We start from the raw sequence: 15,177 nt of genomic DNA, 5'->3' as shown, positions 1-15,177 counted from the left end.
CGTCACCTGCCGGGCACGAGCGTCCTGCCGATCAGGGCGCGCAGCTCCGCCGGCGGCAGGCAGGCGGCCAGCCCGTCGGCCAGCAGCCGGGGCAGCACCGCGGCGGGGTCGGCGGCCAGCGCCCGGTCGAGCGCGACGTTGGCCATGGCGCCGTCCCCGCGCAGCCAGGCGCTGACCGCCAGCAGCGTCGCGGGCGCGCCGTCCAGGGGCACCGGCGCGCGGCGGGTGCACTCGGTCCACAGCACCTCGGCGGCCGGGGCGTCGTCGCCCAGCGCCAGGCCCAGCGCCCCGTCGCGTACGTCGGGCAGCGTCAGCGCCCACAGCACCTCGGCGACCCGGACGTCGGGCAGCCGGGCGCCCGCGGTGGCCGGGCCCGGCCGGCAGGCGGCCGCGGCGTCGGCGACCAGGGCGGCGCCCTCGGCGGCGAGCGCCGCGGCGCCCACCGCGCGCAGGCGGACGGCGTGCCGTCGTCCCACCTGCAGGCACGCCTCGGCCATCGCCGCGGCGGCCGGGCCGTCGGGCGGGGCGATGCGGGCGGCCAGCGCACCGCGGTCGGGCGCGAGGACCGCGCCACCGGCCACCGCGGCGGCCGCCAGCGGGCTGGCGCCGCCGGGGACGGGCGTGCCGGCGCCCGGTTCGCAGCAGGCATGGGGGCAGTCGTAGTCCCACCAGCGTCCGCCGCGGACCAGCAGCGCCTCGCGGACCGGCACGTCCTGCGCGTCGAGGGCCAGCACCAGCTCGTGCACCGTGTCGCGGTGCGGCAGCTCCGGCCAGACCTCGGGGACGCCGACGTCGGGCGGCAGCACGGGCAGGGCCGCGACGTCGGGCGCCTCGGAGACCACTGCGAGCAGCACGGCGTCGGGACCGTCGGTGACGACCTTGGCGGCGAGGGTGCGGGCCAGCGCGGCGGCCGCACCCGGCGGCGGGAGGTCGGCGCGCACGGTCAGGCCGACCCGGCTGCCGCCGGGCCCGCGCAGGCTGACCAGCACCAGCGACTCGGCCGGCCGGAAGCCGAGCAGGTGCGGCAGGGCCGCGGCGACCTCGCCGCTGTCGGAGAGCCGGATGACGGGGATCGGGGGTTCGTCCACGCCGCCGACCCTGGGTCGACGACGGGGCCGGCGGGCCGGGCCACCCCCGGCTGTGGAGCGGCCCGGCCCCTGTGGACGGCCGGGACCCGGAGTGTCAGCCGGCCGTGCCGGCGCAGGTCACCGGTCGCGGCGGGCGTTCCACGGCAGGCGGCGGAGCTCTGCGGCGAGCTCGTGCACCGCCGCCTCGCCGAAGCGACGCGCCCAGTGGCCCAGCCAGTCCTCCTGGTCCAGGAAGAACTTCCAGTCGCTGACCACCCCGTGCCGCACGAAGAGGAACGGCACCGGGGACTGGAACGGCCGGAACCCCCCGTTGTAGATCGCGGTCGACCGGTTGCCGTCGTAGAACGGCCCGAACACGATGCCGTCCTCGACGTAGGACGGCACGGCGATCTGCTGCAGGACGTCGTCGAAGACGCCCTGCGCACGCTCGGCCGGCAGGTCCGGGAAGACGACGACGGTCACGTCGTAGGTGGTGTCGCCGCCGTCCGCGGCCCCGGCCTCGAGCAGCCGGCGCCTGTGGCCCTCCATCAGCTCGACGACGCGGGGCACGCCACCGTCGCCGACCTGCTCGGGAGCCAGCCAGAGCCGCTGCCGTTCGAGGGACGTGGGTACGAAGGGGCAGACGGGGCCCGGGCGGCCGAGCCCGTCGTGCGGCCGGACGACGAAGCTCCGGATCCAGTCGGCGACGGCGCGCAGCGCGTCCCGGTCACGGTCGGCCAGACCACTCGTCCTCCCCTCGCTCTCGAGGTCCTCGAGGAGGAACAGGTCAGCGGTCGGTGTCGACATCGGGGCCTCCCGGGGGCGGAGAGCCGGCGCCGGTCGCCGGTCCTCCCGAGCCTGCCCGTCCCCGGCCGCCCGTCGCCCCCGTCAACGGCCCTGGTTAGCACCCGGGCGTCACCGCCCCGCGCGCACCGGCCTCAGTCGAGCGCGGCGGCCTGGGTGTCGTAGGCCTGCTCGAGCAGGCCGGTGAACGCCGTCGGGTCCGGCCGGCTGCCCGAGGTGTCGGTGGTGAGCAGGACCAGCACCCGCTCGCCGTCCTGCACGACGCCGACCAGCGCCGGCACGGTCACCTGCTGCCCGTCGGGCCCGGTCGCGGTGGTGGTGAAGACGACGCCGGCCGAGCCGTCGCCCAGGTCGGGCACGGTGAGCTCGTCGAAGGCGATGGTGACCGTGCCGACCTGCGGGGAGGTGACCTGCACCGACCGGCAGCCCTCCAGCTGCTCGCCGAAGCCCGCGAGCGCGTCCTCGGCCGGGCCGCCGGAGGCCAGGGCCTGCACCGTGGTGACCGTCCCGAGGACGGCGACCTGCGCGGCGACGTCGTCGTACTCGTCGAACGACGGCTGGGTGCCCTGCACCGCCGGTGCGCACTCCGGCGGGGTCACCTGCACGTCCCCGGCCGCGCCGCCGGCGGCCGCCGCGCCCTGCGCGAGCTGCGCCTCGGTCAGCGGGGTCACCTGCGCGCCCGGCCCGAAGGCGTCCGCGGGCAGCAGGCCCGGCGCGAGGTCGGTGCCCGACGCCGGGGACCCGGACGCCGGGGCCGAGGACGCCGTCGACGACGCGGGCGAGGCCGTGCCCCCGACCTCCCCGCCCGCGCACCCGGTGAGCACGGCGGCGGCCGCCAGGCCGGCGGAGGCGCGCAGACGGAGGCTCACGATCGCGACGCTAACCGCGGGGGGACGCCGCTGCAGGCCGGTTCCCCGGGCGGGTCACAGCTCGTACTGGACGGCGCTGCGGGCGGCCAGGTACGGGCGGACGTGCTCGGCGATCACGGCCAGGTGCACCGGGTCGGTCGCGTAGCGGCGGAACGCCTCGACGTCGGGGAAGTCGGCGACCAGCACCGTGTGCGCGTTGCCCTCGACCAGCCCGGCGTCGGCGGCCACGGTGAACGCCACCGGGCCCGGGACCTGCTCGGGCAGCCGGCGCAGCGCGGCGACGGTCTCGGCGCGGCGGTCCTCGTCGGCGGCGTCGGACCAGGTGAAGTGCACGACGTGTCGGATCACCCGGTCACCCTGTCAGCCGGGCGGACCGGAGGGGGTCGGTAGTGTCCGGCGCATGGGACGACGGCTGCGGATCGCACTGCTGTCGTACCGCAGCAAGCCCCACGGCGGTGGGCAGGGCGTCTACGTCCGGGCGCTCTCGCGGGAGCTGACCGCTCTGGGCCACTCCGTCGAGGTGCTCAGCGGCCAGCCCTATCCCGAGCTCGACGACGGCGTCCCGCTGACCCGGGTGCCCAGCCTCGACCTCTACCGCGAGCCCGATCCGTTCCGCACCCCGCGGCCCTCGGAGTTCCGCGACTGGATCGACGTCGCCGAGTGGGCCGCGATGTGCACCGCCGGCTTCCCCGAGCCGCTGACGTTCACCCTCCGCGCGGCCCGCCTGCTGCTCCCCCGCGCCGCGGAGTTCGACGTCGTCCACGACAACCAGAGCCTGGGCTACGGGCTGCTGCGGCTGGTCCGCGCCGGGGTCCCGACCGTGGCCACCGTGCACCACCCGGTGGCCATCGACCGGCAGCTCGAGCTCGCCGCCGCGCCCACGCTGCGCCGCCGGCTGACGCTGACCCGCTGGTACGGGTTCACCGCGATGCAGGCGCGGGTCGCGCCGCGGCTGGACGCGGTCACCACGGTGTCGGAGAGCTCCCGCCGCGACATCGAGACCCACCTGCACGTGCCCGCGGCCGGCGTCGAGGTCATCCCCGTGGGCATCGACCCCGGCGTCTTCACCCCGCCGCCGGCCGGCCGCCCGCGCGAGGTCGACTCGATCGTGGTCACCACCAGCGCCGACGTCCCGCTCAAGGGCCTGGTGCACCTGCTCGAGGCACTGGCCAAGCTGCGCACCGAGCGTGCGGTGCGGCTGACCGTCGTCGGCACCGCCCGGCCCGGCGGCCCCGCCGAGTCGGCGCTGGACCGCCTGGGCCTGCGCGGCGCCGTCCGGTTCACCGGCCCGCTGCCCGAGGCCGACCTGGTCCGGCTGCTGCAGTCGGCGACGGTGGCCGCGATCCCCTCGCTGTACGAGGGCTTCTCACTGCCGGCCGTGGAGGCCATGGCGTGCGGCACCCCGCTGGTGACCACCGACGCCGGCGCGCTGCCCGAGGTCGTGGGCACCCAGGCCGGGCTGCGGGTGCGGGCCGGCGACGTCGACGAGCTCACCGCGGCGCTGCGGATGGTGCTGGAGAACCCCGCGCTGCAGGAGCAGCTGGGCCGCGCCGGACGCCGCCGGGTGCTGGCCGCCTACACCTGGCGGGCGACCGCCGAGCGGACCGCCGACTGGTACGCCCGCGTGCTGGAGGAGAAGGGCCGCCCGTGCTGACCGTCGACTACGACCTGCTCGACCTGCGGCCCGGAGCCACCGTCCTCGACCTCGGCTGCGGCGAGGGCCGGCACGCCTTCGAGGCCTACCGCCGCGGCGCCCACGTGGTCGCCGTCGACCGGGGCGGGTCCGAGGTGGAGACGACGAAGCGCTGGCTGGAGGCGATCGCGGAGGCCGGCGAGGCACCGGAGGGCGCCCGCTACGAGGTGGTGCGCGGCGACCTGCTGCACCTGCCCTTCCCCGACGCGAGCGTCGACCGGGTCATCGCCTCGGAGGTGCTCGAGCACGTCCCCGACGACGCCAGGGCGATGGCCGAGATCGTCCGGGTGCTCAAGCCGGGTGGGCGGGCGGTGGTGACCGTGCCGCGGTACGGCCCCGAGCGGGTGTGCTGGGCGCTGTCGGACGCCTACCACGCCAACGAGGGCGGTCACGTGCGCATCTACCGCGGCGACGCGCTGCGCGCGCGGCTGCGGGTCGCCGGGCTGGTGCCGGGCCGGCGCCACCACGCCCACGCGCTGCACGCGCCGTACTGGTGGCTCAAGTGCGCCGTCGGCGTGGAGCGCGACACCGCCGTCGTGCGCGCCTACCACCGGCTGCTGGTCTGGGACCTGACGAAGCGGCCGTGGCTGACCCGCACCGCCGAGCGGCTGCTCGACCCGCTGATCGGCAAGAGCCTGGTGGTCTACGCGGACAAGCCCGGCGCCGGTGGCGCGGGCCGGGCCGGTCGCCGCATGGTCACCGCCGCCGGGGAGCGGGAGCGGACCGCTGCGACGCACTGACCTCCCCGAGCTCCCCGGTGTCCTCGACGCCGCCGCCGTGCGCCGCACGGTGGCGGCGATCGCGGCGGAGCAGGGGGCCGACGGCGCGCTGCCGTGGTTCCGCGGGGGGCAGCTGGACCCGTGGGACTCCGTCGAGGCGGCGATGGCGCTGGAGGTGGGCGGCGAGCACGGCCGCGCCGCGGCCGCCTACCGCTGGCTGGCCGGCCGGCAGCGCCCCGACGGCTCCTGGGCCGCGGAGTACCGCGGCGGCGCGGAGACCTCCCCCGCCGTGGAGAGCAACCACGCCGGCTACCTGGCCGTGGGCGCCTGGCACTCCTGGCTGGCCAGCGGCGACCAGGCGCTGGCCGGTGAGCTGTGGCCGGTCGTGCGCCGCGGCCTGGACCTCGTGGTGCGCATGCAGCTCGACAGCGGCGCGGTGGGCTGGGCGCTGCGGCCCGACGGCAGCCCCGACGACACCGCGCTGCTGACCGGCAACGCCAGCCTGTTCCAGTCGCTGCGCTGCGGCATCGCGCTGGCCGGGCTGGTCGGGGACCCCCAGCCGGACTGGGAGCTGGCCGTCACCGGCCTCGGGACGGCGCTGCGCACCGACCCCGGCGCGTTCGCCGACCGGTCGCGGTACTCGATGGACTGGTACTACCCGGTGCTGGCCGGCGCGGTCACCGGCGACGCCGCGCGCGCCCGGCTGGCCGCCGACTGGGACCGCTTCGTCGTCCCGGGCCTCGGTGCCCGCTGCGTCGCCGACCGCCCCTGGGTGACCGGCGCGGAGACCTGCGAGCTGGCGCTGGCGCTGGTCGTCGCCGGCCAGCCCGAGGCCGCGCACGAGCAGGTGGCGGCCATGCAGCACCTGCGCCACGACGACGGCTCGTACTGGACGGGGCTGGTCTACGCCGACGACGCCCGCTGGCCGGTCGAGCGCACCACCTGGACGGCGGCGGCAGTGGTGCTCGCCGCCGACGCGCTGACCGGGGCGACCCCGGCGTCGGGGCTGTTCGCGGACCCGTCGGCGCTGCCGGCGCCGGGCACCGAGGACGCGCCCGGTTCGGCGGCGCCGCTGCCGGGCAGTCGACAACCGTGACCAGCACGACCGAGCACCCCCACACGCCCCCGTCCCCCACCGCCGAGGGCGTCACCGTCGTCGTGATGAGCCGCGACCGCCGTGACGACCTGCTGGCGACCCTCCCCCGGCACGAGGCCCCGGTGGTGCTGGTCGACAACGGCTCCACCGACGGGACGGTGGACGCCGTGCGGGCGGCCCTGCCCGAGGTGACCGTGCTGCCGCTGGCCGAGAACGTCGGTGCCCGGGCGCGCACCATCGGCGCCGGGCACGCCGGCACGGAGTTCGTGGCCTTCGCCGACGACGACTCCTGGTGGGCGCCGGGCGACCTCGCCCGTGCCGCGACGGTCATGCGCGCCCACCCGCGGCTGGCGGTGCTGAACGCGCGCGTCCTGGTCGGCCCGGAGGAGCGGCTGGACCCGCTGTGCCCCGAGCTCGCGGCCAGCCCGCTGGGCACGCCCCCGCACCTGCCCGGCCCGCGGCTGCTCGGCTTCATGGGGTGCGCGGCGATGGTGCGCACCGAGGCCTTCCTCGCCGCCGGCGGCTTCGACCCGGTGGTGCGCTTCCCCGGCGAGGAGGAGCGGCTCGCGCTCGACCTCGCCGCGGCCGGCTGGGACATCGCCTACGTCGAGGCGGTGACGGTGCACCACCACCCCTCGACCCGCCGGCACGACCCCGCGCAGCGGCGGGCGGCGATCTGGCGGTCGAAGGCGCTCACGGCGGTGATGCGGCTGCCGTGGCGCGACGTGGCGCGCACCGTGGGAGCCGCGCTGCGGGCCGGCGCCCCGGAGCGGCGCGGTCTTCGGCGGGCGGTGCCGGACCTGCCGGCCGCGCTGCGCCGCCGTCGCCGGGTGCCGGCGCACGTGCTGGCCGACCTGCGGCTGCTCGCCGGGGACGCCGCGTGACGGCCACGCAGGCCCGCGCGGAGACCACCGGCACCGGAGCCGACCCGCGGGTCGCCGTCGTCGTGATCACCCACCAGCGGCGCGACGAGGTGCTGAGCGCGCTCGCGCGGCTGGTGGCGCTGCCCGAGCGGCCGCACGTGGTGGTGGTCGACAACGGCTCGGCCGACGGCACCGCCGACGCCGTCCGCGAGCGGTTCCCGGCCGTCGATCTGGTGGCCAGCCCGGACAACCTGGGCGCGGTCGGCCGCAACGTGGGCGTCGCCCGGCTCGCCACGCCCTACGTCGCCTTCTGCGACGACGACACGTGGTGGGACCCCGGGTCGCTGCGGACCGCCGCCGACGTGCTCGACGCCCATTCACGGCTGGCCGTGGTGACCGGGCGGATCCTCGTCGAGCCCGGCGGCCGCGAGGACCCGATCGTGCCGGAGCTGCGCGACTCCCCCGTCCCAGGCGCCGACTGGCTGCCCGGGCCGGCGCTGGGCTCGTTCCTCGCCGGCGCCAGCGTGGTGCGCCGGGAGGCGTTCCTGGAGGTCGGCGGCTTCTGCGAGCGGCTGTGGCTGGGCGGGGAGGAGGAGCTCATGGCCGGCGACCTCGCCGCCGCCGGCTGGGAGCTGTGCTACCTGCCCGCGCTGACCGTGCACCACCAGGCCTCGCGGGCCCGCGACTCCCACCGCCGCCGCCGCGACGGCATCCGCAACACGCTGTGGACGACGTGGCTGCGGCGCCCGCTGCGGCCGGCGCTGCGCCGCACGCTGCACCTGCTGGCCACGCTGCCCCGCGACCGGGTGACCGTGCAGGGGCTGCTGGCCGCGGTGCGCGGCGTCCCGTGGGTGGTGCGCGAGCGCCGGGTGCTGCCCCCGCACGCCGAGGCGCGCTTCGCCGCGCTCGACGCCCTCCAGCGGCGCAGCACGGCGCGGAAGTACGTCAGCTGACCGGCGAGGCATAGGAAGCTCTCCGCACGTCTACGGGCTCCAGACGTGCGGAGAGCTTCCTATGCCCGGCGAGTCGCGCAGTCGATGCAGGTGCGGGCGGTGGGACGGGCTTCCAGGCGCTCGGGGGCGATCGGCCGGCCGCAGGACTCGCAGCGGCCGTAGGTGCCGGCCTCCACGGCGGTGACCGCGGCGTCGACGTCGGCCAGGCGGCGGCGCGCCTGCTCGAGCAGCGCCGCCACCTGCTGCCGCTCGAACGCGATCGTGGCGCCCTCCGGGTCGTGCTCGTCGTCGGCGTTGGACGCCTGCGAGGCGGCGACGATCTCGTCGAACTGGCGGGTCAGCGCCTCGATCTGCGCCTGGGCGGCCGCCCGCTCCGCCCCCAGCGGGTCAGCGCTCACGGCGCAGCAGCCGCAGCGAGCCGGTGCCGGGCAGCTCGGTGAAGTCGCCGGTGGCCAGCACCCGGGTGTAGACGCCGAACGGGGCCTGCCCGCCATCAGCCGGGTCGGGGAAGACGTCGTGGATGGCCAGCGTCCCGCCGACGGCGAGCTTGGCCACCCAGGCGTCCTGGTCGCGGCGGGCGGACTCCTCGGTGTGGCTGCCGTCGAGGAACAGCAGCGCCGGCGGGGTCGACCACAGCGGCGCCAGCACCTCCGACCGCGCGACGACGGCGACGACGACGTCCTCGGCACCGGCGTCGGCGATCGTGCGGCGGAACCGCGGCAGCGTGTCCACCAGCCCGACGGCGGGGTCGACCAGCGACGGGTCGTGGTACTCCCAGCCGGGCTGGTGCTCCTCGGAGCCGCGGTGGTGGTCGACGGTGACCACCTGCCGGCCGGTCTCCCGCGCGGCGGCGGCGAGGTAGAGCGCGGACTTCCCCATCCAGGAGCCGATCTCGAGCAACGGCCCGGGGACGGCGACGGCGCGGGCGGCCTCGTACAGGGCGCGCCCCTCGTCGGCGGGCATGAAACCGGGGGCCGCCTCCGCGGCGGCCAGGAGATCGCTCATCGGGCGAACCTCGCACGCAGGGCCGACATCCGCTGCTCCGGGGCCGCGCCCGCCGCCGTCCCGGCCGCGGTGGCGAAGAACGCGCCGGCCGCCGTCGTCACCGGGACCGCCAGCACCAGCGCGATGGCGCCCACCAGCGTCCGGATGACCTCCTCGGCCAGCGCCGAGCTGGTCAGCACGACCCCGGCCGGCTGGGCGTAGATCTCGAACAGCAGCAGCAGCGGCAGCGCGGCCCCGGCGTAGGCGAACACGATCGTGTACACCGTCGAGGCGATGTGGTCGCGGCCCACCGCCATGCCGCGGCGGTAGAGCGCCCGCCAGCCCATCGCGGGGTCCACCTCGTGCAGCTGCCACAGCGCCGAGGCCTGGGTGATCGTGACGTCGTTGAGCACGCCGAGCCCCGCGACGACGACGCCGGCGATGACCAGCCCGGAGAAGTCGAGCGTCGGGTCGTACGTCAGCAGCTGGGTGGTCTCCTCGCTGGTCAGGCCGGTCAGCCGCGCCGCGGCGACCGACGCCGCGCCGAGCCCGGTGACCAGCGCCAGGCCGAACAGCGTGCCCACGAGCGCCGTCGTCGTCCGGGCGGAGAAGCCGTGGGCGAGGTAGAGGACGACGAACATGATCGCGGCCGAGCCGACGAGGCTGACCAGCGTCGGCGAGGAGCCCGCCAGCAGCGCGGGCAGCACGAACTGCAGCAGGACGAAGAACGCGAACGCGAGTCCCACCAGCGCGGCCAGCCCGCGCAGCCGGGCGACCGCGACGGTGACCAGCGCGAACGCGATCGCCAGCGCGAGCATCGGCGTGCTCCGCTCGACGTCGGAGAACTGGTAGCTGGTGCCGCCCTCGGCGCCGGGGTCGCGGGTGAGCACGATGGTGTCGCCCTCCCCGACCCCGTTGGCGACGACGTCGGCCTGCAGGTCGACCTGCTGGAACTCCCCGGCGCCGGACCCCTCGAGCACCTCGACGACGGCGGTCGCGCAGGTGGCCTGCGAGGTGCCGGCCTCGCCGCAGGGGAACGTCTGCAGCGACACGACCCGCCCGTCGGGATAGGTGGTGCCCGGGGGCAGGAAGGTCTCGGCGACCTGCTGGGCACGGGTCGGCTCGTCGTCGGGCCAGAGCACGACCAGGCCGACGACGGTGGCCAGCCCGGCGGGGACGAGCAGCAGCAGCATCAGCCACACCGCCCGGCGCCGGCGGGTCAGCGTCTCGGCGCTCGGCGGCGGCGCGTCGGGGTCCGCACCGTGGGAGTGGCCGTGGGAGGAGGAAGAGGGCGGCACCCGGTCAGGCTAGGAGCCGCGCCCCTCCGGGCCCCGCCCGACACCGGGGGCTCAGGCGCTGCGCCCGTCCGGCCCGTCGGGCCGCCGGGTCTGGGCGCCGGAGGGCGGCGAGCCGCCGCCGTCGGCCGGCCCCGCCTCGGGGTCGACCACCTCGAAGCGCCGCCAGAGGCCGGTCAGCTGCAGCGGCCGGACGACCGCGATCGGCGGCGAGACCAGCGCGACGGTGACCGCCCGCGGCTGCGTCATGCGCTGCAGCTGCACCAGCACCGCCATCCCGGCCGAGTTCATGAACGTCACCCCGGCCAGCTGCAGCTCCAGCCGCGAGAGCGTGGGCACCGAGAGGAGCTGGTCGGTGACCGCGCGGACCAGGGGACGGCGGGCGGCCTCGGTCAGGTCGCCGGTGACGGTCACCCGGCTGACGTCACCGTCGAGCTCGACGGTGACGTCGGGGGCCTCGCCGTCGTGCCGGCCCTCTGCCTCGGGGCCGTGGTCGGCCGCGGCGCCCTCGTCCGGCGGTACGGAGTCGTCCATGTACGCGCACTTCCCGCTGCCCGCGGATCCCATGCCCGGGCGGCCGCCAGGAGCGCCTCAGACCAGCCCGTGCGCGTGGACGGCCTCGGCGACCTGCAGGAAGCCGGCGACGTTCGCGCCGAGGACGAGGTCGCCCGGGGAGCCGTACTCCTCGGCGGTGGCGGCGCACCGCTCGTGGATGCCGCGCATGATCTCCTCCAGCCGGGCCTCGGTGTGCTCGAAGGTCCAGCGGTCGCGCGAGGCGTTCTGCTGCATCTCCAGCGCGGAGGTGGCCACGCCCCCGGCGTTGGCGGCCTTGCCCGGCGCGAAGCCGATCCCGGCCTCGCGGAACACCCGCACCGCGTCGGGGGTGGCCGGCATGTTGGCGCCCTCGACGACGTAGCGGCAGCCGCCCCGGGCCAGGACCGCCGCGGCGTCCCCGTCCAGCTCGTTCTGCGTCGCGCTGGGGATGGCGACGTCGCAGGGCACGTCCCAGATGCTGCCGCCGGCCACGAACGACGCCGACGGGACGCGCTCGGCGTAGGCGCCGATCCGGGCCCGCTCGACCTCCTTGACCTGCTTGAGGACCTCGAGGTCGATGCCCTTCTCGTCGACGACGTAGCCGCTGGAGTCCGAACAGGCGACCACCGTGCCGCCGAGCTGGTGCACCTTCTCGATGCCGTAGACGGCGACGTTGCCCGACCCGCTGACGGTGACCCGCCGGCCGTCGAAGGACTCCCCGGCGGCCTCCATCATCGCCTCGGCGAAGAAGGCCGCCCCGTAGCCGGTGGCCTCCGTGCGCACCAGCGCTCCGCCCCAGCCCAGGCCCTTGCCGGTGATGACCCCGGACTCGTAGCGGTTGGTGATCCGCTTGTACTGGCCGAACAGGTATCCGATCTCGCGGGTGCCCACCCCGATGTCACCGGCGGGCACGTCGGTGTACTCGCCGAGGTGCCGGTACAGCTCGGTCATGAAGGACTGGCAGAAGCGCATGACCTCGGCGTCGGAGCGGCCCTTGGGGTCGAAGTCCGAGCCGCCCTTGCCGCCCCCGATGGGCATGCCGGTGAGCGCGTTCTTGAACACCTGCTCGAAGCCGAGGAACTTGACGATCCCGAGGTTGACCGACGGGTGGAAGCGCAGCCCGCCCTTGTAGGGCCCGAGCGCGGAGTTGAACTCGACGCGGAAGCCGCGGTTGATCTGCACCTCCCCGGCGTCGTCCTGCCAGGGCACCCGGAAGATGACCTGCCGCTCGGGTTCGCAGATCCGCTCGACGGTCTTCATCTCGGTGTACTCGCTGTGCCGGCCGAGCACCACGGCCAGCGACTCGAGGACCTCGCGGACCGCCTGGTGGAACTCCGGCTCCGCGGGGTTGCGGCGCAGCACCTCCTCGTGGATGCGCTCGACCACCGGCGGGAGGCTGTCGGCCACGGCTGTCCTCCACTCCTCGACCGGATCCGTTCCGGATCCGCGACCCCATGATGCCGTCCGGGTACCGGCGTCCCCCTCGGGGGGAGGAGGGCGCCCGAGACGTGCGGAGCCGCCGGCCTGGTCGAGGGGGGCCGGGAACAACATCCGCAGATGGACGTTTACACGAGTGCACGACCGAGGTAATCTCCAGTAGCCACTAGAGGTCCTGCCTCGGGCAGCGAACACCACACGGACACACCAGGAGGTGCACCAGCCATGATGCTGACCGCCTACGACCCGTTCGCCGCCACGTCCGCCGCCTTCCGCGCGCTCGACCAGCTCGCCGGCCGCGGCGGCACCGCCCGCGCGCTGTCGGGCATGCCGATGGACGCCTACCGGGTCGGCGACAAGTTCGTCGCCCACTTCGACCTGCCCGGCGTCGACCCCGGCTCGATCGACCTGTCCATCGAGGGCACCACGCTCACCGTCAGCGCCGAGCGCTCGGTCCCGCAGCTGGAGAACGCCGAGTGGGCCGTGGCCGAGCGTCCCTACGGCGCCTACACACGGCAGCTGGTCCTGGGTCGCAGCCTCGACACCGACCGGCTGGAGGCCAGCTACCACGACGGCGTCCTGACCGTGAGCATCCCGGTGGCCGAGAAGGCGCGGTCCCGCAAGATCACCGTCACCCGTGCCGACGCGCCGACCCCCGTCGAAGGGCGCACCATCGAGCACGACAACGAGCAGCGCGCCGTCGAGAGCTGACCGGCGCACCGATCGGTGACCCGAACGCGGGGCCGGGCCGCGACGGCCCGGCCCCGCGCCGTTCCCGGGCGGTCCCCGGGTCCCCGTCCGACGAGGAGTCCCCGTGAGCAGCGAGGCCAGGCACGCCGCCGGCGACGGCGGCCCGGCCGGGGACGCCGCACCCGACCGCGCCGCACCCGACGACACCATCCGCGACAGCGCCCCGCCCGACGGCGCCGCTGCCGACGCCGTCCGGCGGCTCGACGATCCCGACTACCCCGCGCTGACCATGAGCCAGGCCGCGGCGCTGCTCGGCGTGCAGGCGGCCTTCCTGCGCAGCCTCGACGGCTCCGGCGTGCTGCACCCGCACCGCTCGCCCGGCGGCCACCGGCGCTACTCGCGCCACCAGCTCCTGCTCGCCGCCCGGCTGCGGGGCCTGCTCGACGAGGGCCACCCGCTGGCCTCGGCCGAGGTCATCGTCGGCCTGCAGGACGAACTGGCCGACGCACAGGCCGACAACGACCGGCTCCGCGACGCCGTCGACCGGCTGCGCTCACCCCGCGCCGGAGCCGGGGAGCCGGACGGCACCTGACACACCGGCCCGGCGCCCGCCGGTGCGTGCGACCGGTCAGCGCGGCCGCAGGCCGTCGAGGAGCGCGTCGACGGTCTGCACGAGCAGCGCGTCGACGTCGGCGCCGCGGAGCACGCCGCTGACCGAGAGCGCGGCGACCCCGTGCAGCGCGGCCCACAGCGCCGTCGCGAGGGCTCCGGGGTCGCCGGCGCACACCTCGCCACGGGCCTGCGCGTCGGCGATCAGCGCGTCCGGCCCGGACAGCCCTGGGCCGTCGTGCGACTCGCCGGCGGCCTTGCCGGCGAACATGAGCTCGAGGAGGGCCGGCTCCCCGGTGGCGAAGTGCACGTAGGCGCGGCCGAGGGCGAGCAGCCGGGGCCGCAGCCCGGCCTCGGCGCCGGGGTCGGCGGCGGCCAGGGCGGCATCGAGCCGCTGCCAGCCCGAGCGGGCCAGCGCGGTCAGGAAGGCCTGACGGTCGGGGAAGTGCCGGTTGGGGGCGGCGTGGCTGACGCCGAGGTCGCGGGCCAGCGCCCGCAGGGACAGGTCGGCGACCGTACCGGTGCGCAGCTGGTGCGCCGCCCGCTCCAGCAGGGCGGCCCGCAGGTCGCCGTGGTGGTAGGGCTGCTCGGGTGCGCGCACGTCGGAGGAGCGTAGTCCGAGTAGACGTTGACTACATTGTTGACGGCGACTACATTCACTCGGCATGACGAAGTCCTCGTTCACCGTCCCGTCCCAGGCCGGCCGCACCGCCGTCGTCACCGGCGCCACCAGCGGGCTGGGCCTGGCCACCGCCCGGGCCCTGGCCGCCGCCGGCGCCCGCGTCGTGCTCGCCGTCCGCGACACCGCCCGTGGCGAGGCCGCCGCCGCGGGCCTGCCCGGCGACGTCGAGGTGCGCCGGCTGGACCTGGCCGACCTCGCGTCGGTGCGCGACTTCGCCGCCGCGTGGCGCGGTCCGCTCGACGTCCTCGTCAACAACGCCGGGATCATGATGGTCCCCGAGGCGCGGACCGCCGACGGCTTCGAGCTGCAGTTCGGCACCAACCACCTGGGGCACTTCGCGCTGACCAACCTGCTGCTGCCGCACGTCACCGACCGGGTGGTCACGGTCTCCTCGGGGGCGCACCGCATGGGCTCGATCGACCTCGCCGACCTGAACTGGGAGCGGCGGCGCTACTCCCCCGAGCGCGCCTACGGCCAGTCCAAGCTGGCCAACCTGCTGTTCACGCTCGAGCTGCAGCGCCGGCTGACCGCGACCGGCTCGCCGGTGCGCTCCGTGGCGGCGCACCCGGGGTGGTCGGCGACCGCGCTGCAGGGCCGGACGGAGAACCGGGTCAAGCACGCGGCGATGGCGCTGGGCAACCGGCTGGTCGCCCAGTCCGCCGAGCAGGGCGCCCTGCCCACGCTGTTCGTGGCCACCGCCGACCTGCCGGGCGGCAGCTACGCCGGCCCCGACGGCGCCTTCGAGATGCGCGGCGAGCCGACCCTGGTCGGGCGCACCCGCGCGGCCAGTGACCTCGACCTCGCGGCCCGGCTGTGGGCGGCCTCCGCGGAGCTGACCGGCGTCGACTTCCCGGCCACCCTCCCCGCCGGCGTCTGAGCACG

Annotated in this window: 18 protein-coding genes; 8 read left to right on the top strand and 10 right to left on the bottom strand. The window is 76.5% G+C overall.

Features of this window, described 5'->3' with window-relative positions; translation table 11 throughout:
* Positions 1-2: 2 nt before the first annotated feature.
* From ACI79O_RS18675 to ACI79O_RS18660, 4 genes are all read right to left on the bottom strand, one after another.
* Positions 3-1,088, bottom strand: coding sequence for a DUF4192 domain-containing protein (locus tag ACI79O_RS18675; RefSeq protein ID WP_456914884.1), 1,086 nt, complete (start codon positions 1,086-1,088; stop codon positions 3-5).
* A 117-nt stretch (positions 1,089-1,205) separates the two neighbouring features.
* On the bottom strand, positions 1,206-1,874 hold the full coding sequence (locus ACI79O_RS18670; RefSeq protein WP_456914883.1) for a DUF6875 domain-containing protein: 669 nt from the start codon (positions 1,872-1,874) through the stop codon (positions 1,206-1,208).
* 131 nt (positions 1,875-2,005) lie between these two features.
* Positions 2,006-2,740 carry a hypothetical protein gene (locus tag ACI79O_RS18665; protein ID WP_456914882.1) on the bottom strand — a complete coding sequence of 245 codons (735 nt, stop codon included), beginning with the start codon at positions 2,738-2,740 and terminating at the stop codon, positions 2,006-2,008.
* A 54-nt stretch (positions 2,741-2,794) separates the two neighbouring features.
* Positions 2,795-3,088, bottom strand: coding sequence for a Dabb family protein (locus ACI79O_RS18660; RefSeq protein ID WP_456914881.1), 294 nt, complete (start codon positions 3,086-3,088; stop codon positions 2,795-2,797).
* A 52-nt stretch (positions 3,089-3,140) separates the two neighbouring features.
* Here ACI79O_RS18660 and ACI79O_RS18655 point away from each other — a divergent pair, with 52 nt between their 5' ends.
* Genes ACI79O_RS18655 through ACI79O_RS18635 form a run of 5 tightly spaced genes read left to right on the top strand, consistent with a single transcriptional unit; the run spans position 3,141 to position 8,064 of the window.
* Positions 3,141-4,394, top strand: coding sequence for a glycosyltransferase family 4 protein (locus tag ACI79O_RS18655; RefSeq protein WP_456914880.1), 1,254 nt, complete (start codon positions 3,141-3,143; stop codon positions 4,392-4,394).
* Positions 4,388-5,173, top strand: a complete 786-nt coding sequence (locus ACI79O_RS18650) for a class I SAM-dependent methyltransferase (protein ID WP_456914878.1) — start codon at positions 4,388-4,390, stop codon at positions 5,171-5,173. The genes ACI79O_RS18655 and ACI79O_RS18650 overlap by 7 nt, the downstream gene beginning before the upstream one ends.
* Before the next feature lie 37 nt (positions 5,174-5,210).
* Positions 5,211-6,248, top strand: a complete 1,038-nt coding sequence (locus ACI79O_RS18645) for a prenyltransferase (protein ID WP_456914877.1) — start codon at positions 5,211-5,213, stop codon at positions 6,246-6,248.
* Positions 6,245-7,132: a glycosyltransferase gene (locus ACI79O_RS18640; RefSeq protein WP_456914876.1), complete on the top strand. Its 888-nt coding sequence runs from the start codon at positions 6,245-6,247 to the stop codon at positions 7,130-7,132. Before ACI79O_RS18645 ends, ACI79O_RS18640 begins: the two co-directional genes overlap by 4 nt.
* A complete protein-coding gene (locus ACI79O_RS18635; protein WP_456914875.1) occupies positions 7,129-8,064 on the top strand; it encodes a glycosyltransferase family 2 protein in 936 nt (311 codons plus the stop codon). Before ACI79O_RS18640 ends, ACI79O_RS18635 begins: the two co-directional genes overlap by 4 nt.
* 59 nt (positions 8,065-8,123) lie before the next feature.
* Here ACI79O_RS18635 and ACI79O_RS18630 read toward each other — a convergent pair whose 3' ends face one another.
* The 5 genes from ACI79O_RS18630 to gdhA are packed head-to-tail and all read right to left on the bottom strand — an operon-like array spanning position 8,124 to position 12,284.
* The gene (locus ACI79O_RS18630; RefSeq protein WP_456874636.1) at positions 8,124-8,462 is read right to left on the bottom strand and encodes a TraR/DksA family transcriptional regulator; all 339 of its coding nucleotides are present in this window, start codon (positions 8,460-8,462) and stop codon (positions 8,124-8,126) included.
* A complete protein-coding gene (locus ACI79O_RS18625; RefSeq protein WP_456886940.1) occupies positions 8,452-9,069 on the bottom strand; it encodes a class I SAM-dependent methyltransferase in 618 nt (205 codons plus the stop codon). Before ACI79O_RS18625 ends, ACI79O_RS18630 begins: the two co-directional genes overlap by 11 nt.
* Entirely contained in the window at positions 9,066-10,346 is a 1,281-nt protein-coding gene (locus tag ACI79O_RS18620; RefSeq protein ID WP_456886942.1) for a YibE/F family protein, read from the bottom strand. Before ACI79O_RS18620 ends, ACI79O_RS18625 begins: the two co-directional genes overlap by 4 nt.
* Positions 10,347-10,397: 51 nt before the next feature.
* A complete protein-coding gene (locus tag ACI79O_RS18615; protein ID WP_456914874.1) occupies positions 10,398-10,877 on the bottom strand; it encodes an STAS domain-containing protein in 480 nt (159 codons plus the stop codon).
* 57 nt (positions 10,878-10,934) lie between these two features.
* Positions 10,935-12,284 carry an NADP-specific glutamate dehydrogenase gene (gdhA, locus tag ACI79O_RS18610; protein ID WP_456886946.1) on the bottom strand — a complete coding sequence of 450 codons (1,350 nt, stop codon included), beginning with the start codon at positions 12,282-12,284 and terminating at the stop codon, positions 10,935-10,937.
* Positions 12,285-12,539: 255 nt separating this feature from the next.
* On the opposite strand from gdhA, the gene ACI79O_RS18605 reads away from it, so the two are divergent.
* The gene (locus tag ACI79O_RS18605) at positions 12,540-13,025 is read left to right on the top strand and encodes an Hsp20/alpha crystallin family protein (protein ID WP_456886948.1); all 486 of its coding nucleotides are present in this window, start codon (positions 12,540-12,542) and stop codon (positions 13,023-13,025) included.
* A 103-nt stretch (positions 13,026-13,128) separates the two neighbouring features.
* Positions 13,129-13,596: a MerR family transcriptional regulator gene (locus tag ACI79O_RS18600; protein ID WP_456886950.1), complete on the top strand. Its 468-nt coding sequence runs from the start codon at positions 13,129-13,131 to the stop codon at positions 13,594-13,596.
* A 36-nt stretch (positions 13,597-13,632) separates the two neighbouring features.
* Here the strand turns inward: ACI79O_RS18600 and ACI79O_RS18595 are convergent, their stop codons facing one another.
* Positions 13,633-14,214 carry a TetR/AcrR family transcriptional regulator gene (locus tag ACI79O_RS18595; RefSeq protein WP_456874629.1) on the bottom strand — a complete coding sequence of 194 codons (582 nt, stop codon included), beginning with the start codon at positions 14,212-14,214 and terminating at the stop codon, positions 13,633-13,635.
* A 64-nt stretch (positions 14,215-14,278) separates the two neighbouring features.
* On the opposite strand from ACI79O_RS18595, the gene ACI79O_RS18590 reads away from it, so the two are divergent.
* Positions 14,279-15,172: an oxidoreductase gene (locus ACI79O_RS18590; RefSeq protein WP_456874628.1), complete on the top strand. Its 894-nt coding sequence runs from the start codon at positions 14,279-14,281 to the stop codon at positions 15,170-15,172.
* Positions 15,173-15,177 lie beyond the last annotated feature (5 nt).

It is taken from the genome of Geodermatophilus sp. SYSU D00696 (genome assembly GCF_054050235.1).
This window is presented reverse-complemented; position numbering and strand designations above follow the sequence as displayed.